The organism is Catenuloplanes sp. NPDC051500 (assembly GCF_044454585.1).
Classification (GTDB): Bacteria; Actinomycetota; Actinomycetes; order Mycobacteriales; family Micromonosporaceae; genus Catenuloplanes.
Genome location: NZ_JBITDX010000007.1, coordinates 1 through 19,323 on the forward strand (window position 1 = coordinate 1; position 19,323 = coordinate 19,323).

Here is a 19,323-nt window from a genome sequence, read left to right on the forward strand (position 1 = left end):
GGCGGTATGCAAGATCCTTGCGGCTCTGGTGGCCCTTATCGCGCTCGAATAAGGGCCACCAGAGCCGCAAGGATCTTGACGTCGGCCTTCCTGACCCCTTCGGCGTCAGGAAGAACGCACAAGGCGGCGCTTATATAATGAAATATCGGGCGGGCAGCGCTCAGGCCTGGGCATTGACCGCGGGGCCTCCTCCTGACGCGGGTCGTGAGCGCGGGCTGTGTCCTGACATATGCGGATCCGGTGTTGCTTTGCGGTCATGCCCGGCCCTGAGACCTGCCGCAGTGCCACGACTGACCCGCACGCCTGCGAAACCCGCGGCCTCGGTGCCGGCCCTTGTGCCCGCCCAAGCCGCAGCTCTCCCTGTCGTAACGCACCGGGACTGTGCGGCGCACCTGCGGCGCGGGCCGTCAGCGGGCCGGGGGTAGCCACGCGGTAGGTTATGACGTCCGGCGCGGCAGGGCATCGGGGTGCGGCGGAGGCGGGGTTGACTGTGGTTCTGCGGGTGAGTGGCCGTAACGCGCGGTTCCAGCAGTGGGAGGCGCTCCTCGCCAACCGGACCAAACGGCAGCGCCGCGGCGAGTTCCTGGTGCAGGGCGTGCGCCCGATCAGCATGGCCGCCGAGTACGGCTGGGAGATCCGCGAGCTGCTCTACGACGCCGGCGCGCAGCTGTCCGGCTGGGCACGCGACACCCTTGACACGGTTCCGGCCGAGAAGATCGCGGTCGCCCACGACCTGATGCACGACCTCGGCGGCAAGGCGGACACCGTGCCGGAGCTGCTGGCCGTGGTCGCGCTGCCCGACGACGACCTGCACCGCATTCCGGCCGGGCCGGCCATGCACACGGTCGTGTTCGACAGGCCCACAAGTCCGGGCAACATCGGCACGCTCGTGCGGTCCGCGGACGCGTTCGGCGCGTCCGGCGTCATCATCACCGGCCACGCCGCCGACGTGTACGACCCGAAGGCGGTCAGGGCGAGCACCGGATCCCTGTTCGCCCTGCCCGTGGTCCGGGTGCCCGCACACCAGGCCGTGCTGTCCTGGGTCGCCGGCATCCGCGCGGACGGCATCGGCATCACCGTCGTGGGCACCGACGAGCGCGGTGCCGTGGACGCCGCCGAGTACGACTTCACCAGGCCGACGCTGACGGTGATCGGCAACGAGACCACCGGGCTCAGTGCCGGCTGGCGCGAGGTCTGCGACCAGCTCGTCCGCATCCCCATGTTCGGCTCCGCAAGCTCGCTCAACGCGGCCACCGCCGCCACCGTCGTGCTGTACGAGTCGGCACGTCAGCGGACCGCCGGGCGGACGGCGGAAAACCCGGTGCGGACGGCGGAGCCGAACCCCTAACCTCCACCACGGGACCACCACACGAAGAAGGAGATCGATCATGACGGCTATCGGCGGTCACTCCAGCCACCTGATCGTCTTCAACGCCGGAAAGGCACTTCGTGTTACTCGGTCTCTTCGAGAACCCCACTGATCCGTTCCCCGACCGCACCGGCACCCCGGCGCGCACCGTCTGCCGCTTCCTGCTGCAGGAGCTGCGGCCGCTGAGGCTCGTCGTCGTCGCGGCGGTCGCCACCACAGTCCTTGGCGCGCTGCTTGAGGTGTGGCTGATCGGCTACGCCGGGCGGATTGTCGACACGCTCGCCGCGGGCAGCCCGGACACGTTCTGGGCCGCGCACGGCCGTGAACTGATCGCGGTCGCCGCCGTCATCCTGCTGGTCAGGCCGCTGCTCAATCTGGTCGGCGAGGCGCTCGACGACATCGCGTTCCGCGCCAACGCCCGCGCGCTCGCCCGCTGGCGCGCCCACCGGCACGTGTCCCGGCAGTCCGTGGGCTGGTTCCGCGACGACCTCGCCGGGCGCATCGCCACCTACGTCCGGGACGGCGGCGACGCGGCCGCGACCGCGGCGTACAGCGTGATCCACACGCTGATCGCGGTGACCGCGTACATCGCCGGTTCGGTGTGGGTGATGTCCACGGTCGACGTGCGGCTGCTGGTCCCGCTCGGTGCCTGGATCGTCGCCTACTCGCTGCTGATGCGCTGGGCGGTGCCGCACTACCGGCGCGCATCCGAGCGCCTGCAGGACGCGGAGTCCGCGCTGACCGGGCTGCTTGTCGACTCCTACGCGAACGCGGACACGCTCGCGCTGCTCGGTCACCGGCCGGAGGACGACGAGCGGGTCTTCGCCGAGGCCCGCCACGCCCACCTCGGCGTGCAGCGCGTCGAGGTGACGATCAACAGCACGATGACGGCGCTGAGCAGCGCGCTTCTGGTCGGGCTGGCCGGATACGGGATCGTCCTCTGGCGTACCGACGCGGCGCCGTTGGGGTTGATCGCGGCCGCGCTGGCGCTCAGCTTCCAGATCACCGGGATGGCCGAGTGGCTGCTCGACGCTGTGTCGTCGCTGTTCGGCGCGGTCGGCGCGCTCCGGCGGGCACTGCGCACCGTCGCGCAGCCGCTCGCGGTCCAGGACAGACCAGGGGCACCATCGCTCACGGTACGGGGTGGGGCGATCCGGTTCGCGCAGGTCAGCCACCACTACGGACGCGGCACCGGCGGGCTGGACCGGCTGAGCCTGGAGGTGCGGGCGGGGGAGCGGGTCGGGATCGTGGGCCGGTCCGGCGCCGGCAAGTCCACACTGGTCGGGCTGCTGCTGCGCTTCCACGACCCGGAGTCCGGCACGATCACGATCGACGGCGCCGACATCACCGAGGTGACCCAGGAGAGCGCCTGCGGGCGCACATCGCCATGGTCGCGCAGGAGGCCACGCTGCTGCACCGCTCGATCCGGGAGAACATCGGCACCGATCCGGCCGCGGTCGACAGGGCGCTGCGCCGGGCCGCCGCGGACGGCTTCGTGGCGGATCTGCGCGACTCCGACGGCCGGACCGGCCTGGACGCGCACGTCGGCGAGCGGGGCGTGCGGCTCTCCGGCGGGCAGCGGCAGCGGATCGCGCTCGCCCGCGCGTTCTACCGGGACGCGCCGATCCTGGTCCTGGACGAGGCCACGTCCGCGCTCGACTCCGAGTTCGAGGCCGCCATCCACGACACGCTCGGTGAGGTGATGGCCGGCCGTACCGTGATCGCGATCGCCCACCGCCTCTCCACGATCGCCCGGATGGACCGGATCGTTGTCCTGGACGCCGGCCGGATCGCCGAGTCGGGTACGCACGCGGAGCTGCTGGCACGCCACGGCCTCTACGCGGACCTGTGGGCGCGGCAGTCCGGTGGGTTCCTCGGGGACAATCGGGACCGTGCGCGCGTCCCGGCTGATGTCCCTGGTGTTGTTGTTGCAGGCGCGCGGGACGCTGACGGCCGCGCAGATCGCGTCTGAGTTGGGCGTTTCCGAACGGACCGTATATCGGGACGTGGCCGCGCTCGGTGGCGCGGGCATCCCGGTCTACGCGGAGCAGGGCCGGGCCGGTGGCTATCGACTCGTCGACGGCTACCGGTCCCGGCTCACCGGCCTGTCGGCGACCGAGGCCGAGGCGGTGTTCCTGCTCGGCCTGCCCGGCCCGGCGCGTGACCTCGGTCTGGGTGAGCTGGTCACGGCCGCGCACCTGAAGGTGGTGGCCGCGCTGCCGGCGTCCGCGAGGACCACGCAGCGCTTCCACCTGGACGTGCCCGGCTGGTTCGGCGACCGCTCGGTGCCGCCGCTGCTTGCCGAGCTGGCCTCCGCGGTCTGGCGTGATCTCGCGGTGGAGCTGGTGTACCGGTCCGCCCCGCCCGCGCTCCGGGACCGGATGCGTGCGGCCGCCCTGCTCACCGCCGCGCTCTACCGCTGAGCGCAAGCGCCTCGTCGAACACGTCCGCGCCGTCCGCGACCGGCAGCGCCGGCCCGAAGATCCCCATCTGGCGTCCCTGCTCGCCGGACGCGGCCACGAAATCCCTCGTGACGGCCGCGACCGCGGGATCGCACAGGTATTCCTGGCCGGTTGCCTGGGCCAGGTCCCAGCCGTGGAGGGCCAGGTCACTGACGAGCATCGTCACCGCCTCGGGCGCGGTCATCGGCGCACCCATGTCGATCTTGCCGTCCCAGGCGGCCGGCTCGGACCAGGCCTCCAGTGCGTCCCGCCGGTCGTCCTCGAAACGGTCCGCCGGGCCGTCCGCGCCTATCAGGTCGCGCGTCCACAGATCGTCCGGGAACGGCGCGCGCCGGCCGGCCAGCCGGAGCGCGGAGCCGACCTGGAGCACATGGTTGGTCAGGGCCCGCACGTTCCAGTCCGCGCACGGCGTCGCCGCGCCCAGCTGCTCCGGCGTGACGCCGCGCACCACCGCGGCCGTACCCGCGAACGCCCTGACAAGCACTGCGTGAAGTTGCATAAATTGCAGGCTAGGCGGCCTGCGGTGCACCAGGCGCCGAATAGTGGCAACGGAAGTGTCACACCGGGAACGTCACCGGTAGCCGGTGACGTCGGCGGGTCTGCCCGCGTCCTGGACCTCGGTGAGGTACCGCCACGCGTCCGGGCGGCTGCCGTCCAGGTCGGTGAAGCCGTAGACCTGGGCGAGGCCGCCGCTGGACAGGGACCTGCCGTTCCAGCGTGCCCGGTCCGGGTCGGCGGCGAGCGCGGCCACGGCCCGGCCGGTGAACCGCGGCGTCTCCGAGATCGCGAAGTGTGGTTCGCTCGCGAGCGCGTCCCGCCACGTACCCTCGGCGGTGTTGAAGTGGTCGAGCATGATCTCGGAGCGCATCCAGCCGGGGGTGAGCGCCACAGCTGTCGCGCCGAGCGGGCCGATCTCCTGCGCCTGGGCGAACGCCATCCGCAGCACCGACGTCTTCGCCAGGTCGTAGAAGAATGAGACGCGGTAATTGTCCCGGTTGTAGTCGGCGGTGCCGTCGGTCATCTCCACCACCAGACCCCCGGGGGTACGCAGCAGCAGCGGCAACGCGAAGTGGCTGGTCACGATGTGCGTGTCCACGGCCAGCCGGAGGATGCGCAGGCCGTCGTCGAGCGAGTGCTCCCACAGCCGGTCCGTCCAGCTGAACAGCAGCTCGCCGCCCCAGATGTCGTTGACAAGCACGTCCAGCCGGTGGTGGTCCGCGTCGATCCGGTCGACGAGCGCCTTCACCTGCTCCGGGACCAGATGATCCACCCGCACCGGGATGCCGGTGCCACCCGCGGCCGTGACCAGCTCCGCGGTCTCCTCGATCGTCTCCGGCCGGTCCATCTCCGAGCGGCCCGCGCGCGTGCTGCGCCCGGTGACGTAGACGGTCGCGCCGGCCGCGCCCAGCTCGACCGCGATCCCGCGACCGGCCCCGCGCGTGGCGCCGGCGACCAGCGCGACCCTGCCCTCACATGTGCGGTTCATGCGGTCACGGTCGCAGAGAAACCTGACAGACCATGGCAGTCTTTCTACGGCTGGTGCGCGACCGCGTCCTCAAGCTCGTCCACGACCTGCCGCCAGTGCTCGGCCAGCCGGGCCGCGTCGAGTCCGCGCAGCTTCCAGCGGTTCTGCCGGCGCAACGCCTCGTCCAGCTCGTCAAGCAGCGAACCGGGGGCCAGCAGCGTCCACACGTCCAGGTGCAGTGCGTAGGCGAGGTCGCGGGCGATGACGCCGGCCCCGAGGATCAGCTCGGGGATCCACGAGTCGCGGCCGGCGGCCAGATTGTCCGCGACCAGGTCCAGCTCGTAGCGGTGCTCCGGCGCCGGGAACAGCACCGGCGGGCTGACCCAGCGCAGGTACTCCGGCCAGCCCGGACGGTGGCGCAGGTCGTGGGCGGCGTCGCTGTGCAGGTAGGCGACCAGGCCGGCCGCGGTGTCGAAGATCTGCACGCGGCCGTCCGCGGCGAGGAACCGCGGCTCCTCGTGCGTGCCGCCGCTGCCGTCCCCGTCCAGCTCCCGCTCGATCCAGCGCAGCGTGATCCCGGCGGCCCCGTCGATCGCGATCTCGACCGGCTCGACGCGCGGGTAGCCGGGAGCGGGGATGGTGGCGGACTGCCACGGCGCCATCGCGGGCGGCGCGGACTGCCAGGGCGCCGATGCGGGTGCGGGTGCGCCCCAGTGTGGCCCGGCCGGTTGGTGCGGCGCCACCGGGGGCACCGGGCCAGGTGCGGACTGCTCCGGTGTCGGCGCGGGCTGGGTCGCCGCCGGCCACCCCAACGCCAGCGCACCCTGCGCCACCACCAGCTCCGGCCGCTCCGTCAGCACCGGCGTGATCCCGAGCGCGCGATGAAGCAACGACGCCACCAGCGGCGTCCGGCACACCCCACCCGCCAACAGCAGACCCGCCACGGGTACGCTCGCGCGCTGCAACGTCTCCCGGGTCAGCGCCACCGTCCGCTCCAGCAGCGGCGTCGCCTCCGCCTCGAACTGCGCCCGCCCGATCTCCACCGGCGCCCCGAGCATCGGCACCTGCATCAACGCGGACCCCTGCACGGACAGTTGCTCCCGGACCACGCGCGCGGACTCCCACAACCGCACCTGCGCCCGGCGGTCGTCGGTGGTCTGCGGCCGTTCCAGTCGCGCCCACACGTCCGGCGCCGCGCTCGCCGACGCCCGCCGGGCCATGCCGACCACTATCGCGTCCAGGTGCAGGCCGCTCACGTCGGACAGCCCGGCCGAGGCGACCAGCTCGCCGGACCGGACCACCGCGATGTCGAACGTGCCCGCGCCCAGGTCGTAGACGGCGAGGCACTGACCGGGCGGCACCTGGCGCAGCGCCGCGGCCGCGACCGGCTCCGGCACCAGTCGTACCGTGGCGAACCCGGCCCAGGTCGCGGCCTCGGTAAGCGTCGACAGCTGCGCCGGGCCCCACGCGGCCGGGTGGGTGAGCGTGACCGCCCGGTCCTCGCCGCCCACCGCGCGCGTCACCTCTGCCCCGGCCCGGTGCAGGATCGCGCCGACCGTGTACGCGGCCGGCAGCTCACGCCCACCGGCCCGGATCACGCCGTCGCCGACGCGGAGTTTCGGATGCCGGTCCACGCTTTCCGGCGCGCTCGCGGCCGCTTCCGGGCCGGTAAGCATGCCGCCCTCCGCGGTGACCCCGACGGCTGAGTCGAGGACCAGCGGCCGGGGCGGCTCGCCGAACATGGTGACTGTGGACGCGGTACCGAAGTCTATGGCGAGCTGCACCGCCCTAGTGTGCCCACAGCCAGCAAATGTAGGACTGCAACTCGCCGGTGGACGCGATCCAGCCGCGGTCCATATAGGAGATGATCCGGGACACCTCGCCCGGGAGCAGGTCGTAGGCGGTCGCGCCGGTCTCCGGCACACGCGTCTCCGGCGACACCGCGACCGGAACCGGCCACATCGGCACCCGCGCGCCGGCCCGGTCCAGCGCCTTGAGCACTGTCAGATAGGCCCGGAGCAGATGGTACGGCGAGACGACAAGCCCGAAGCTGGCGATCCGCAACGCCTGCACGCGGTCGGCGATCCACAAGGCCTGCAGCGCGGTGTTCGGCGCCGGTTCCGCCTGCACGTGCACACCGTCCATCCGGCGCAGTCCGAGCCCGCGCAGGTAGTCGAGGGTGAGCGCGTCGTAGGTGACCTCGGCCGGGTTCCCGTTCGCGATCAGCAGCAGGCGGAGCCGTGGGTTAGCCTCCCAGAGCCGGATCGCGTGCGTGATCCGCCACTCCTCGCCCTGCCCGCTCGGCACGATCAGTGCGTCCGCCGAGTCCGCCGCGGACTGCGGCAGGCTCAGCACCGCGGTCATCGCCCGCATCACGTCGAGTATCCGCGCCGCCGGGATCCCGTCGAGGTCGTCGTCCCGGACGATCCGCGGCGTCGTGCTGCCGAGCTGCACCTGCACTCCTGATCATGCCGTCGTCGTGTCCCGCCTCCGTGGAGAACGCGTCACCGGCACGCCGCGACACGGTGTCTCACAGGAACTCGACGCGGATGTTCCAGTACGCCATCACCTCCACGATGCCGGACTTGAGAACCGCGAGCACATCCGGCGGTACGACGGTGCCGTCCGTCCAGACCGGCATGGCCGGGATGTAGAAGCCGTAACTTCCGGAACCGCGGTCGACGGGCACGACAAGCGTCGAGTCGTGGTAGTCCACCCGCATGGTGGCCCGGTCGCGGCTGCTCACGGTCACGCCGGCGTCGTTGCGGGCCGACTGGTTGCCGAGTCTCTGCACGGTCACGGTGGCCGCCCTCCTCAGCTCGGGTACGGATCGATGATCCTGATATCGGTCACGTGCGGATTGTTCCGCAGAGCCTCGAGTTCGTGCTGGGTCCAGACGCTGCCCGGCCGGGGATTGTGCACGTAGGCAGTCACGGTACCGGTGGCGCCCTCCGCGTACCGCGTGGACAACGTCTCCCAGATCTGCTGCGCCTGCGGCATGGTGACCGGCGAGTTCGCGCTGAACAGGTCAAGCTCGTCGAAGTACCCGCCGCCCGGCGTCTGCTCGATCGTCACGGTGTTCACGCCGTCGGTGTTGGCCTCCGCCGTGTCCTGCAACGACGTTCCGTCCGGCGCCACCCCGGACCAGAACGTCGCCCCGTTCGGCGGCGTGCTCACGTCCACGGTCTCCGCCTGGCGCAGCAACTCCTGGAAGGCCAGCTCCGGGTCCGCGGGCAGCGCCGGGGCGGGCTCCGGTTCGGCAGTGCGAAGCGACTCCGACACCTGCCGGAGCTGCGCCAGGATCTCAGTCTCGATCATCCCGAGGACCTCGTCGATCAGCCCGCGGAGCACCTCCCTGCTGATCGCCGCCAGCGCGGCGATCGCGAGCGCGGCGACCCCGCCGGAGAAGAACGCGGCAGCGATCGCCGCACCCACCGCCCACGCCAGCGCGGTCAGCTCGGCAACGAACCGGCCTTTGAGCCACAGCACGAACCCGGACATTGCGATCAGCGCCGTGCCGATGACGTCGGCGGCCGCCGCCGCATCCGCCAGGTGCGTGCCGGGTCCGTCGTCGCCGTTCCAGAACCGCTCGAACGCCTCGATCGATTCGCCTTCGTTGTCCCGCCACACCCGCATGGCTGTCGCGTTCGCCTCGTCGCCCTGTGCCCGGAGCGCGGTGCCGTAGTCAAGCCAGGCCTGGCCGTGCCGGGCGAGCGCGTCCTCGTCGCCTTCCGGCCACTCCAGGCCGACAAGCGCCAAGGGCTCGGCCAGCCACGGGTCCAGGGTGATCGTCATCGGGGCGGGCCGCCCGCCTCTCGTACCATCGTGAGGTTGTGGGCCTCGGTGGCCGCCACCTCGCGGGCCTGACGATCCAGCCGGGCCCCGGCGTCGGCGACCTGGGCCACGTAGCTCGCGATCGCCGCCTCCGCGTGCGCGAGCACCTCGACGTAGACCGTGCCGAACTTCGTGCCCGGCTCGTCCGCGCCCCACGGACTGCCGTCGTGCACCGTGGCGGACAGCCGTTGCAACTCGTCGTTCATCCGGGTGGACAGGCCGGTCAGCTCGCGCGCCGCCCGGGCCAGCGCCTCCGGGTCGATGTTCACAGGCGTGCCCGCCGCGCGACCTCGTCGAGGATCGACACGATCTCGTGCATCCGCCGGTCGACCTGCTCCACCGCGCGCACGCTCGCCGCGAGCTGCTCCTCCCGGTCCGGCATCGCCACCATCTCGGCGCCACGCTCCCGGGCCGCCGCCTGCGCCTCCCGCAGCGCCGCGACCACCGCCTCGGCCAGCTCCTGCGACGCCAGCCGCATCGCCCGCGCGTCGAGGTGCACGTCGACGACCCGGCCCACGCCGTCGACCTCCGCCCGGACCAGGCCGTTCGCCGCGCTTCCCCCGGCCCGCAGCTCACCCAGCCGCCCCAGCACATCCTCCATGCCGGGACCATAACCGCGGGGGTACGCCGCGCGCCTGACCCTCGAACAGGGACTGTCCACCCCGCCGCAGCGCGCTCGCCCACCTCGCCGCCCGCTTCACGGCGCAGGCGGGTGGCGATCAACATCGGGTCGACACGAGCCGGCGATCGCAGAACAACTCGGCGCCGGTCAGCACAGTCGCTCGCCATCACGGTCGACTGACCACGTCGAGTAACGTTCGCCCGCGCGGCCTCGTTCGCGAGATGATCAGTGGGTGAACGGGTCCGAGATCCAGGCTGCCTTCGACGACGTCTTCGACCAGGCCCTTGTGTTTCACGGCTTCGCCGACTACATGCGCGACTACGACATGTTCATCTACGCGACCGCCGATCCCCGCACCGGCATCGCCCCCCAGCACCTCCGCTACCGGTTCACCCACTGCGTCCGTGCCTCCACGACCTCAGCGCTGTCACCACAGATCTGGAAACAGTCGCTCGACGAGCGGCTTGTGGACCACGAACAAGGCGCCGACCTCGACGGGTACGTGTGGGGCGTCAAGTGGCAGGCGCTCTACCCGGGCCTGGCACTCGTCGCGTCGTCCTCCGAGGCGCAACAGTGGTCCCGGGACCTCGGCTTGCCGTTCCACGAGGCGACCATCGGGACGAACGGCCACATCATCTCGCTGGTGTTCTCCGACCTGGTCGTTGATGTGCTGGAACCGGGCTACGCACCCTTCGCCGTATCCGACTGAGCTCCGCTCCACGCTCCCGGTAGTCCATGTGCCTGGCTACCGGAAGCTTTTCGTCGGCGAACGACGGACAGATCAGTTGCCGTGCGGTAGGGCTGCTTCAAGCATGTATTGGTGATTGTCGAGACTTACATTGATCGCTGCCATGGTGGGCACGTAGAAAACACGGTATGACATCACTCCGCGTCACTGCCCGGGCGGCACTCGCCGCCGGCCTGCTCATGGTTGCCCAATTCGTCGCGATCCAGCCCGCGCACGCGGGACCCACTTCCGGATCCGGGCTGTTCAGACTGAAGAACTACAACAGTCAAAAGTGCCTCGACCAGACCTTCACCAACAACATCGAGCACCCCGAGGTGATCGCCTTCGACTGCACGGGCGGAACAAACCAGATGTGGTACATCGAGCAGTGGCCCAGCGGCACGCATCTGATCAACGCCAGAAGCGGGAAGTGCCTCGACCAGAACTACACGAACGGCGTGGAGCACCCCGACATCCTCGCCTGGCATTGCAGCGTCGACGCGAACCAGGTGTGGAACGTGCTGAGCCTCGGCACCGGCGGCAACCAATTCCGCGTGCGGAACACCCGCAGCGGCAATTACCTCGATCAGGACTACACGAACAATGTGGAACACCAGGCGGTGCTCGCGTACCCCTTCAAGGGCGACGCCTACAACCAGATCTGGCTGATCACCGAATACTGAGCCGGTCTGGTCGTCCGCTGGGTTCAGGTCGGGGACCGGGGCGCCGCCGAGCGCGCGACGGTAGTCCGTCGCCGAGCCGGACACCGCGGCGGGACCGGGAGCGCGTCGGACGACCAGGCGCATGCTCACCGACGAACCGCTCGTGGCCAGAGCCACCTGATCATCAGTCGAAGACTTCTCTGACACCAACGCTGGCCTAATTATCGGATTGCTAATACCAGTAATCCAATAAACCAATCGCACTACTCAAAACGGACATAACAACCTGACCCGCATGTACACCATAATGACGGTTATGTTGTAGCAACGGACGACGTTGTATGTGCTTGCATGGTTGACCAGCTAAAACAGTGGCCGCCGCTGTGGCGAGGAGAAGCCGCGAGCGGCGTTGGCGCAGCCCACCACGCCCCCGCCGGCTGGCCGTCGACCACGACCACCAGACCGGTGTGGTGCGCCAGCTGCTGTGCCACCGCTGCAACCTGGTCACCCGGGCGGTCGAGGAGGACCCGGCTCTACTCGACGCCATCCGGCACTATCTCGGTCAGCACGGCTCCTGAGGGGAGCCTGAACCGGCTAATCCGAAATCGAGCGGCTCACGAAATCTCAGGAGAATTGTTCTGACAGAACTCTGTGGGCCGATACCGGGTTGAGAAGCCTCACCGAGGACCGGCTCGACGAATTATTCGCCCGCCGTGTCGATTCCGGCCGAGGCCGTTCGAGGGTGGACATGACAACGATCCAGGCCACCCGCTCCTCCGGTGTCCTGCTCGACACCCGAACAACGCACCCCACACGGTGGTACGAGTCGGCGTATCGTTGCCAGGCCCCGAGCGATGGAGGAGCCGCACGTGCCCACCAATCCACAGGAGATCTTCGGGCGGTACATCCACGCCGGTGCCCTGACCCGTGACGCGGACGCGCTGGCCGAGTTGTTCACGCCGGACGGCGTCTACGAGTCGCCGTTCATACCGGACGGCAGGATTTTCCCGCGGCGGCTGGCCGGGCGGGAGGAGATCCGCGCCGGCATGGCCGCCTACTACGCGCACCCGGCCGACAGCGGCGGCGTGGTGGACACGGCGCGGTCCCGGTTCGTGCTGCACACCACCGCGGACCCGGACGTGTTCATCGCCGAGATCGACACGGTCGTGGTCGCGCCGGACGCGACCACGACCACGATGTCGCTGGTGCAGATCTTCCGGATCAGCGACGGGAGGATCGCGCTGCTCCGGGACTATTTCGACCCGAGCACTGTGGACTGAGGTTACGCGTCCGGGTCCCAGGCGAAGAGCTTGTCGAAGACGCGCGGGTCACCGTCCAGCTTCACCGCGTCCGGCGAGATGCGCCCGTAGAAGAACTCGACCAGCTGACTGGCGGTGCCGGTCGCGGTGGCGTCGGCGGCCTCGGCCGTGAGCGGGCCGACCTGGGCGCCATCCGCGGACAGCCGCACCCGCCAAGAGCGGCCCTCGGTGGCGTGGTAGTCGACGACCGCGGGCTCGTGCGGCCAGGCTGCGGTCGTTGCGCAGCAGGTGAACAGGAACTCCTCGACGCCGTCAAGCGCGATCTCCTCCGGCAGCGGCTGCGGCGTACCCACGGTGATCTGGGCGTCGTAGGTGTGGACAGCCATCTGCTGGAGCTGGTGCCGGGCGACGGCGCCGCAGGTCGCCGGCGACTGCGACTGCTCCCACCAGACCCAGCAACCGCGGTCCGGGCCGGCGTCGCGCAGCGCGTCCACGAGCGCCCGGGTCGAGTCGGCCAGCCAGGCGGACAGCTCCGCGCGGTCCACCGGCGCAACCGCGTCCGTGCTCGACTTCGTGGTGGCGTCCGGCCCGGCGGCGACGGTGGCGGCCCAGGCGAAACGGCCCGTGCCGATGTGCTCCGCCAGGTCGAAGAGAGTCCACTCCGGACACGTCGGCACGATCGCGTCCAGGCTGGGCGCGGCGGCGACGACAGCCTGGAATGCGGTCGATCGTTCCTCGATCAGCCGCAGCAGATCCGAGAACTGCAAGGTCTTTTCCACCCCGGCTGTCTACCACCCCGCCGCCCATCCGAACAGCGATTTTCCCCAAGCCCTTTTCACAGATCGCGGGTACGACGTGAGCGTGCCGTTCGGTTCCCGGCGGCACCAACAGAAAGCGGGACCTGCTCGCCCTCCACCGACGCGGATGTCTCCATCGAGGACGCCGACCGAGTCACATTCGGCGCGCCCATCCCGTCCCTGAGGCAGATCATTTCAACTGGAGGTTTCGTGTACGTCGCCTACATCGCGGTCACCGTGCTCGCCATCCTGTTCAACGGGGCCGCCGCCGTCACCTATCTCAGCGGCCACGACTATCCCAAGCGGCAGGCCGACATGAAACGCATCCCGCGCTCCTGGGTGCCGGTGCTCGGCTCGCTGCTCGCCGCGGGCACGATCGGCCTGGCCGCCGGCTTGGTCGTGCCGCTGCTGGGCGTGCTCGCGGCCGGCGGTCTGGTCCTCTACTTCATCGGCGCGCTCATCGCCCACACCCGCGTCGGCTCGCGCGCGCTGATCGGCCCCTCGGTCTTCCTGCTGACCGCGGTCAGCGCCCTGGCCCTGACGCTCCACCAACACTTCTAGAGGACCGCGACCATGTTCCCGCTTCGGCGGTGGCCCAGCCCGCATGCTTCCGACTCTGTTGCCCATTCGCGTGCGGGCGGGCGGTCTGGGGCGTGACGATCGAAGGGCTGGCATCGAGGCCGGGAATGTGGTGGGTCGTTCCGGCTGGTCGGCGGTCTCGCAGCACTCGGGGTAGCGCGGTCATTGCCTAGGCGGCGGCTGGTCCGGGTGGCTGCGGTCTGGGTGGTCGCAAGGGCTGGCACCGAGAGAGCGGGCGTGCCGGTGCACCTCGGCCCGGGTGGTCGCAAGGGCCTGCACCGAGGCCGAGGCTGGCGGGAGAGCGGTTGACCTCGGCCTGGGTGGTCGCAAGGGCGGCACCGAAGCCCGGGGCTGCCGAAGGATCAGTCGATCTTGGCTCTCGCGTGCCGCCGCGCCAGAGATAACGGCAGCTCGGGCGCTCGGCGCCGAGATTGGCTCGTTGTTCGGGATCTCGCGTCCACCTGGCGGGATGCAAGATCCTTGCGGTTCTGGCGGCCCTTATCGAGCTCGAATAAGGGCCACCAGAACCGCAAGGATCTTGACGTGGGCCTTCCTGACCCTTCGCCGTCAGAACGAAACGCAGAGGCTCGACCAAAGCCGCTTCGACACGCGGCCGCCGAGACGACGGCAGTGCTGCTCTCGCCCTCCGCAACCACAACGAACAGCCGAAACAACGCCCCAACCATTCGATCGTCGGTCCCCAGGGCGGCCCGAATGGGCAACAGAGTTGCTGCCGCGGGCAAACCCCCGGTGAGGGAAAGCGGAGCGCCAGCGGAGTCTTCCCGTCACCGGAGGAGCCGGTTCCGCCCTGGCCGGGACGAGCAGGCGAGACCCGCCGCTGGTCACCGTTGACCGTGCGGGTTCCGGGGACGCTCGCGCCCGGTGAGCGAGCGGGGCCGGCGGTTACGAACGGTCGACGACGTAGCGGCCCTTGCCCTGGTGGCCCTCGATGAGGCCCTCCTGTTCCAGCAGCGTGACCGCCATGTAGACGGCGTTGTTGCCGACGCCGTACTGCTCCTGGAGTTCGCGGGTGGACGGGATCTTCGCGCCCGGGGGGAGGTCGCCCTCCTCGATCTGCCGGCGGATCTCGGCGGCGACGCGCCGGTAGTGCGGCGTACGTGACATGCGCGGTGACCACTTTCTGGGCGCGAGGAAAGTCCTGGCTGGCAGAGCCCATGAGATCACGCCCCGACTTACCGCGACAAGCACACGATCGTGTCAGGGCCTCGACGTTTCGCGGTTACCGCGTTAAGTTGCTTCTTGTGACACCTGGCTGGCACCTGGTCGTCACGACCGGGCCGGCATCGCACCGAGCGGCGATGCCGGCCTCCTACAGGCCTTTCGAGACTGACGACCGAAGCCTTTCTCGGCCCACAACCGCGGGCCCGGCGGTTCGCCCCGCCGGGCCCGCGACGTCCACTACAGAACCTCAGGACGCGTAGGTCTCGAACTCTGCCACGCGCGGCGTACCCGATGCGCTGGTGATCTCGAATGTGATCTTTTTGAGGGAGGTGGCGCTGAAGGTGATCGCGCCGGCTCCGCTCCCGGTCTTCAACACGGCGCCGGTGTCGCCGTTGAGCACGCGGTAGGCGCCGATCAGCCCGGTGGCGCCGCTCGCCTCACGGATGATGATCCGGGAGACGCTCGTCGCGGCGGACCACTTGATCGAGATTGTGCCGGTGGTGGCGGCCGGTGACCAGTAGGTGGTCAGGCTGCCGTCGCGCACGTCGCCGTAGCTGGTGCCGCTGGCCTTGCTGGAACCGTCCGAGCCGGCGCCGATGCTGAGGTTCGTGCCGGACGGCGGGGGAGTCGTGCCACCCGGCGTGGTCGGGACCGGGGTGGTCGGGGCCGGAGTCGTGGGCGCAGGCGTGGTCGGGCCCGCGCTCGGCGAGGTCGGCACGCAGTTGCCGTTGGAGACCTGGAGGCCCTTGTTCGCGCCCGCGGTCGCGGTCACGATCTCCGGCACGCAGCTCGCACCGTCGAGCGTGTACGGGTACGGGATGCTGACAGTGGTGTTCGACGTCGGGTTCGGACCGGCCGGCTTGTGGTCGCTGCTCGCCGCCGACCAGGTCACGTTGTCGAAGATGTTGCCGCTGACCTGCCAGTATCCGGCCTCGGTGGTGTAGAACGTGCCGAGTACGTCGACCGAGTTCTTGAAGTAGTTGTTGTCGACGCGAGCCTTGGCGCCGGCCCGGGAGTTGATTCCGGACTCGTTCAGGCTCACGTAGTAGTTGTTGTAGATGTGCGCGGTGCCGCCCCGCAGCAGCGGCGTCCGCGAGTCGATGTTCGTGTACGAGTTGTGGTGGAACGTGATGTAGTTGTTCCCGGTGTCCGTCTCGCTGGACCCGATCAGCCCGCCGCGGCCGGAGTTGCGCAGGATCGCGTAGGACAGCGTCACGTACTCCACGTCGTCCTTGAGGTCGAACAGGCCGTCGTAGCCCGCATCCTCGCCGCCGCTCGCCTCAAGCGTGACGTGGTCGACCCAGACGTTGCGGACCGTGCTCTCCATGCCGATCGCGTCGCCGCCGTTCGACGTGGGCGAGCCGGACTTCTTGACGTTCCGCACTGTCACGTTCTGGATGATGATGTTGCTCGAGTCCCGGATGTGAATGCCGAGCTGGTCGAAGACCGCGCCCGACCCGGTCCCGATGATCGTGACGTTGCTGATCTCCTTCAGCTCGATCTTGTCAGCCGCCGTGTTGCAGCTGTTCCCGGACACCTTCGTGGTGTTCCCGTGGTTGATCGTGCCGGAGACCTGGATAATGATCGGCGTGCTGCTGCTCGCCCTGTTGCACAGCGCGGTGTGGATCGCGGTGCCGGTGCTTGCGGTGACGGTCTGCCCGCCCGCGCCGCCGGTGGTCCCGCCGTTCTGCGTGGCGTAGCCGGTGACGCCGCCGGTCGCCGCGTTCGCCTGCATGGGCAGCGCGACGGCCAGCACACCCCCGATCGCGGTGACGGCGACGGCCGTCCCCAGTCCCAGAGCCGCTCGTGGTGTCATCTGATCCCCTTTTCGGTGGTGCGCGTGCGGCGCCGTGCCTTGGGCGAGGACCGGAGCCGATTGGAAAGCGCTTTCCAGGCAGGATAGAGAGCTGTCGATAGGATTGGCAAGGGGAAGACTCAGCGACGATTCACAGCGGTGGCAGGCCCGCGTACCGGCCGGACGGGCGGAATCGGCTGGGCTGGTCCGCATACTCCTCGATGGCGTGTGCGATCCACCCGGCGGTCCGCGCGATCGCGAAGATCGCCTCCCCGGCCTCGGCAGGCATGTCGTGAAGCATGGTGAACGCGGCAAGCGCCAGGTCGATGTTCGGCGCCGTGCCCGCCCGGGTGCGCATCGCGTCCGCGACCGCGGCGACCGCGTCCGTGACCGGCGACGGCGTGGCCAGCAGGCCGAGCAGCACAGTCGCACGCGGGTCGCCGTGCGGGTAGAGCGGATGGCCGAAGCCGGGCACGCCCCCGCCGGTGCGCAGCCGGTCCGAGACGGTGCCGAGCGGGTCGCCGCCGCGCACGGCCGCGGCGAGCATCTCCACCGCGAGCCCGCTGGCCGCGCCGTGCAGTGGTCCGTCCATCGCGGCCAGCCCGGCGCCGACCACCGCGTACGGGTGCGCCCGGGTGGACGCGGCGACCCGGGCGGCGAACGTGGACGCGGCCAGATCGTGGTCGGCGAGCAGCACCATCGCGGCGTTCAGCGCGTGCACGCCGTCGGGCGTGGGTGGCCGTACGGTGAGCCGGCTCCACAGCAACCCGGCGAGCGAGTCGTCAACAGGCGTGCTGAGCTGCGGCAATGCGGTGATCATGGTGCCGAGGATGGTACGGCCGGTGGCGGTGACCGCGGCCGGTGTGGTGTCGAAGCGCAGCCGGTCCGCCGCGCCGGCCGCCGCGACGATGATCCTGAGCCGGTCGGTGAGCCGGGCCGTCGCCGGGAGTGGCGCGGTGACCGACTCGGCAAGCGTGCGCAACGTCGCGTCCGGCGGGAACGGCGTCTCCCGCAACTCGCCTGTCCACAGCAGTCCGGCGACGGCCTCGTAGGACTCGCGGCGGGCGAGCGCGCCCACGTCGTACCCCCGGTAGAAAAGGTTGTCGGAGGTGATGAGCGTCAGGCCGGTGTGGACCGCGGGCGAGTCGGTGCGCTCCGGCCCTCCCCGGCTGCGGGTCGCCTCGAACGCGCGCACGTCCGCCTCCGCGAACAGGCTCTCCTTGCCGTTGGCGTTGCGGCGGCCGGTCAGCAGGCCGCGGCTGACGTAGGCGTAGACGGTCGCGCGCTTCACGCCCAGCCGCCGGGCCACCTCGTCCGTGCTCAACATCCGGTCGTCCATGTGTCCATCTTCTCATGTTGACTGAATCAACATTGACAGCTGTACGGCATGGGTCGACAGTCATGGCATGACAACCACCGTGCAGCCGGGCCTCGCCGGCGTCGTCGCGTTCGACACCGCCATCGCCGAGCCCGACTCCGACGGCGGCGCGCTGCGCTACCGCGGCATCGACGTGGAGAAGCTCGTCGCCCGCCGGACGTTCGCGGACGTGTGGGGCCTGCTCGTCGACGGCGACTTCACCAGCCCGCTGCCCGCGGCCGAGCCGTTCGCACTGCCGGTCCACTCCGGCAGCATCCGCGCCGACATCCAGGCCGCGACCGCGATGATGGCGCCCTACTGGGGACTGCGCCCGCTGATCGACATCGACGACGCGCAGGCCCGCTCCGACCTGGCGCGTACGTCCACGATGATGCTGTCGTTCGTCGCCCAGTCCGCACGCGGCGTCGGCCTCCCCGCGATCCCGCAACGCCGCATCGACGAGGGCCGCAGCCTCACCGAACGCTTCATGATCCGCTGGCAGGGCGATCCCGATCCACGCCACGTCGAGGCGATCGACCGCTACTGGGTCTGCGCGGCCGAGCACGGCATGAACGCGTCCACGTTCACCGCCCGCGTCATCGCCAGCACCGGCACCGACGTCGCCGCCGCGCTCTCCGGCGCGGTCGCCTCGATGTCCGGCCCGCTGCACGGCGGCGCACCCTCGCGCGCGCTGGGCATGGTCGAAGCAGTCGAAAAGAGCCAGGACCCACGGGGGTACGTCCGGGAGCTGCTCGACTCCGGCCGCCGCCTGATGGGCTTCGGCCACGCGATCTACCGCGCCGAGGACCCCCGGGCCCGCATCCTCCGAGCCGCCGCCCGCGAGCTGGGCGCGCCGCGCTACGAGGTCGCGCTCGCGCTTGAGGAGGCCGCGCTCGCCGAACTCCGCGAGCGCAAGCCCGACCGCGTCCTCGCCACGAACGTCGAATTCTGGGCCGCGATCGTCCTCGACTTCGCAGGTGTCCCCGCCGATTTGTTCACCCCGCTCTTCACCTGCGCGCGTACCGCCGGCTGGAGCGCCCATATCCTTGAGCAGAAACGCCTCGGGAAGATCATCCGTCCGTCCGCCGCCTACGTCGGCCCGGCCGACCGCGACCCGTCCGACGTACCCGGCTGGCATGCGCTCTAGATTCTCAACGCCGCCTGGCCCGGCTGGAGCGCCGCACCCCGCAACGGCGCTGGCGCCTTAAAGACG

General features: G+C 70.3%; 19 protein-coding genes and 2 pseudogenes. 9 read left to right on the forward strand and 12 right to left on the reverse strand.

Features of this window, described 5'->3' with window-relative positions:
* The first annotated feature begins 484 nt into the window (after nucleotides 1-484).
* From ACIA8K_RS15790 to ACIA8K_RS15800, 3 genes and pseudogenes are all read left to right on the forward strand, one after another.
* Complete coding sequence (locus ACIA8K_RS15790) at nucleotides 485-1,348, forward strand: TrmH family RNA methyltransferase (protein ID WP_396059275.1); 864 nt, start codon at nucleotides 485-487, stop codon at nucleotides 1,346-1,348.
* A gap of 260 nt (nucleotides 1,349-1,608) precedes the next feature.
* Nucleotides 1,609-3,341, forward strand: a pseudogene (locus ACIA8K_RS15795) (ABC transporter ATP-binding protein).
* Nucleotides 3,280-3,721, forward strand: a pseudogene (locus tag ACIA8K_RS15800) (helix-turn-helix transcriptional regulator); the annotation flags it as partial. The pseudogenes ACIA8K_RS15795 and ACIA8K_RS15800, both read left to right, overlap by 62 nt.
* A gap of 48 nt (nucleotides 3,722-3,769) precedes the next feature.
* On the opposite strand, the gene ACIA8K_RS15805 reads toward ACIA8K_RS15800, so the two are convergent.
* The 8 genes from ACIA8K_RS15805 to ACIA8K_RS15840 all read right to left on the reverse strand — a co-directional run bounded on the left by ACIA8K_RS15805 (nucleotide 3,770) and on the right by ACIA8K_RS15840 (nucleotide 9,731).
* Entirely contained in the window at nucleotides 3,770-4,330 is a 561-nt protein-coding gene (locus ACIA8K_RS15805; RefSeq protein ID WP_396059277.1) for a TIGR03086 family metal-binding protein, read from the reverse strand.
* Between the two features lie 72 nt (nucleotides 4,331-4,402).
* Nucleotides 4,403-5,317 (reverse strand): SDR family oxidoreductase, encoded by a 915-nt coding sequence (locus tag ACIA8K_RS15810; RefSeq protein ID WP_396059279.1) that lies wholly within the window; start codon nucleotides 5,315-5,317, stop codon nucleotides 4,403-4,405.
* Between the two features lie 44 nt (nucleotides 5,318-5,361).
* The gene (locus tag ACIA8K_RS15815; RefSeq protein ID WP_396059281.1) at nucleotides 5,362-7,080 is read right to left on the reverse strand and encodes an Hsp70 family protein; all 1,719 of its coding nucleotides are present in this window, start codon (nucleotides 7,078-7,080) and stop codon (nucleotides 5,362-5,364) included.
* A gap of 4 nt (nucleotides 7,081-7,084) precedes the next feature.
* Entirely contained in the window at nucleotides 7,085-7,750 is a 666-nt protein-coding gene (locus ACIA8K_RS15820) for a YdcF family protein (RefSeq protein WP_396059283.1), read from the reverse strand.
* Nucleotides 7,751-7,826: 76 nt separating this feature from the next.
* Complete coding sequence (locus ACIA8K_RS15825; RefSeq protein WP_396059285.1) at nucleotides 7,827-8,096, reverse strand: hypothetical protein; 270 nt, start codon at nucleotides 8,094-8,096, stop codon at nucleotides 7,827-7,829.
* A gap of 14 nt (nucleotides 8,097-8,110) precedes the next feature.
* Nucleotides 8,111-9,091: a hypothetical protein gene (locus tag ACIA8K_RS15830; RefSeq protein ID WP_396059287.1), complete on the reverse strand. Its 981-nt coding sequence runs from the start codon at nucleotides 9,089-9,091 to the stop codon at nucleotides 8,111-8,113.
* A complete protein-coding gene (locus tag ACIA8K_RS15835; protein WP_396059289.1) occupies nucleotides 9,088-9,399 on the reverse strand; it encodes a WXG100 family type VII secretion target in 312 nt (103 codons plus the stop codon). Before ACIA8K_RS15835 ends, ACIA8K_RS15830 begins: the two co-directional genes overlap by 4 nt.
* Complete coding sequence (locus ACIA8K_RS15840; RefSeq protein ID WP_396059291.1) at nucleotides 9,396-9,731, reverse strand: YbaB/EbfC family nucleoid-associated protein; 336 nt, start codon at nucleotides 9,729-9,731, stop codon at nucleotides 9,396-9,398. Before ACIA8K_RS15840 ends, ACIA8K_RS15835 begins: the two co-directional genes overlap by 4 nt.
* A 253-nt stretch (nucleotides 9,732-9,984) precedes the next feature.
* Here ACIA8K_RS15840 and ACIA8K_RS15845 point away from each other — a divergent pair, with 253 nt between their 5' ends.
* The 4 genes from ACIA8K_RS15845 to ACIA8K_RS15860 all read left to right on the forward strand — a co-directional run bounded on the left by ACIA8K_RS15845 (nucleotide 9,985) and on the right by ACIA8K_RS15860 (nucleotide 12,421).
* Nucleotides 9,985-10,461 carry a hypothetical protein gene (locus ACIA8K_RS15845; RefSeq protein WP_396059293.1) on the forward strand — a complete coding sequence of 159 codons (477 nt, stop codon included), beginning with the start codon at nucleotides 9,985-9,987 and terminating at the stop codon, nucleotides 10,459-10,461.
* Nucleotides 10,462-10,628: 167 nt separating this feature from the next.
* Entirely contained in the window at nucleotides 10,629-11,162 is a 534-nt protein-coding gene (locus ACIA8K_RS15850; protein ID WP_396059295.1) for an RICIN domain-containing protein, read from the forward strand.
* Nucleotides 11,163-11,524: 362 nt separating this feature from the next.
* On the forward strand, nucleotides 11,525-11,719 hold the full coding sequence (locus ACIA8K_RS15855) for an endonuclease domain-containing protein (protein WP_396059297.1): 195 nt from the start codon (nucleotides 11,525-11,527) through the stop codon (nucleotides 11,717-11,719).
* A 291-nt stretch (nucleotides 11,720-12,010) separates the two neighbouring features.
* Nucleotides 12,011-12,421 carry a nuclear transport factor 2 family protein gene (locus ACIA8K_RS15860; protein WP_396059299.1) on the forward strand — a complete coding sequence of 137 codons (411 nt, stop codon included), beginning with the start codon at nucleotides 12,011-12,013 and terminating at the stop codon, nucleotides 12,419-12,421.
* A gap of 2 nt (nucleotides 12,422-12,423) precedes the next feature.
* Here ACIA8K_RS15860 and ACIA8K_RS15865 read toward each other — a convergent pair whose 3' ends face one another.
* Entirely contained in the window at nucleotides 12,424-13,179 is a 756-nt protein-coding gene (locus tag ACIA8K_RS15865; protein ID WP_396059301.1) for a maleylpyruvate isomerase family mycothiol-dependent enzyme, read from the reverse strand.
* 228 nt (nucleotides 13,180-13,407) lie between these two features.
* Between ACIA8K_RS15865 and ACIA8K_RS15870 the strand changes: the two genes are divergently transcribed.
* Nucleotides 13,408-13,758 carry a DoxX family protein gene (locus tag ACIA8K_RS15870; RefSeq protein ID WP_396059303.1) on the forward strand — a complete coding sequence of 117 codons (351 nt, stop codon included), beginning with the start codon at nucleotides 13,408-13,410 and terminating at the stop codon, nucleotides 13,756-13,758.
* A 921-nt stretch (nucleotides 13,759-14,679) separates the two neighbouring features.
* Here ACIA8K_RS15870 and ACIA8K_RS15875 read toward each other — a convergent pair.
* From ACIA8K_RS15875 to ACIA8K_RS15885, 3 genes are all read right to left on the reverse strand, one after another.
* Nucleotides 14,680-14,901 carry a GntR family transcriptional regulator gene (locus ACIA8K_RS15875; RefSeq protein WP_396059305.1) on the reverse strand — a complete coding sequence of 74 codons (222 nt, stop codon included), beginning with the start codon at nucleotides 14,899-14,901 and terminating at the stop codon, nucleotides 14,680-14,682.
* A gap of 304 nt (nucleotides 14,902-15,205) precedes the next feature.
* The gene (locus ACIA8K_RS15880; protein WP_396059307.1) at nucleotides 15,206-16,774 is read right to left on the reverse strand and encodes a polysaccharide lyase family 1 protein; all 1,569 of its coding nucleotides are present in this window, start codon (nucleotides 16,772-16,774) and stop codon (nucleotides 15,206-15,208) included.
* A 130-nt stretch (nucleotides 16,775-16,904) separates the two neighbouring features.
* Nucleotides 16,905-18,092, reverse strand: coding sequence for a citrate/2-methylcitrate synthase (locus ACIA8K_RS15885; protein ID WP_396059309.1), 1,188 nt, complete (start codon nucleotides 18,090-18,092; stop codon nucleotides 16,905-16,907).
* Between the two features lie 67 nt (nucleotides 18,093-18,159).
* Between ACIA8K_RS15885 and ACIA8K_RS15890 the strand changes: the two genes are divergently transcribed.
* Nucleotides 18,160-19,257 carry a citrate synthase 2 gene (locus ACIA8K_RS15890; RefSeq protein ID WP_396059311.1) on the forward strand — a complete coding sequence of 366 codons (1,098 nt, stop codon included), beginning with the start codon at nucleotides 18,160-18,162 and terminating at the stop codon, nucleotides 19,255-19,257.
* Nucleotides 19,258-19,323 lie beyond the last annotated feature (66 nt).

Coding starts and splice junctions, on each gene's coding strand:
- ACIA8K_RS15805 (WP_396059277.1), bottom strand. CDS start 4,330: ATGCAACTTCACGCAGTGCTTGTCAGGGCGTTCGCGGGTACGGCCGCG.
- ACIA8K_RS15810 (WP_396059279.1), bottom strand. CDS start 5,317: ATGAACCGCACATGTGAGGGCAGGGTCGCGCTGGTCGCCGGCGCCACG.
- ACIA8K_RS15830 (WP_396059287.1), bottom strand. CDS start 9,091: ATGACGATCACCCTGGACCCGTGGCTGGCCGAGCCCTTGGCGCTTGTC.
- ACIA8K_RS15840 (WP_396059291.1), bottom strand. CDS start 9,731: ATGGAGGATGTGCTGGGGCGGCTGGGTGAGCTGCGGGCCGGGGGAAGC.
- ACIA8K_RS15850 (WP_396059295.1), top strand. CDS start 10,629: ATGACATCACTCCGCGTCACTGCCCGGGCGGCACTCGCCGCCGGCCTG.
- ACIA8K_RS15875 (WP_396059305.1), bottom strand. CDS start 14,901: ATGTCACGTACGCCGCACTACCGGCGCGTCGCCGCCGAGATCCGCCGG.
- ACIA8K_RS15880 (WP_396059307.1), bottom strand. CDS start 16,774: ATGACACCACGAGCGGCTCTGGGACTGGGGACGGCCGTCGCCGTCACC.
- ACIA8K_RS15885 (WP_396059309.1), bottom strand. CDS start 18,092: ATGGACGACCGGATGTTGAGCACGGACGAGGTGGCCCGGCGGCTGGGC.
- ACIA8K_RS15890 (WP_396059311.1), top strand. CDS start 18,160: ATGACAACCACCGTGCAGCCGGGCCTCGCCGGCGTCGTCGCGTTCGAC.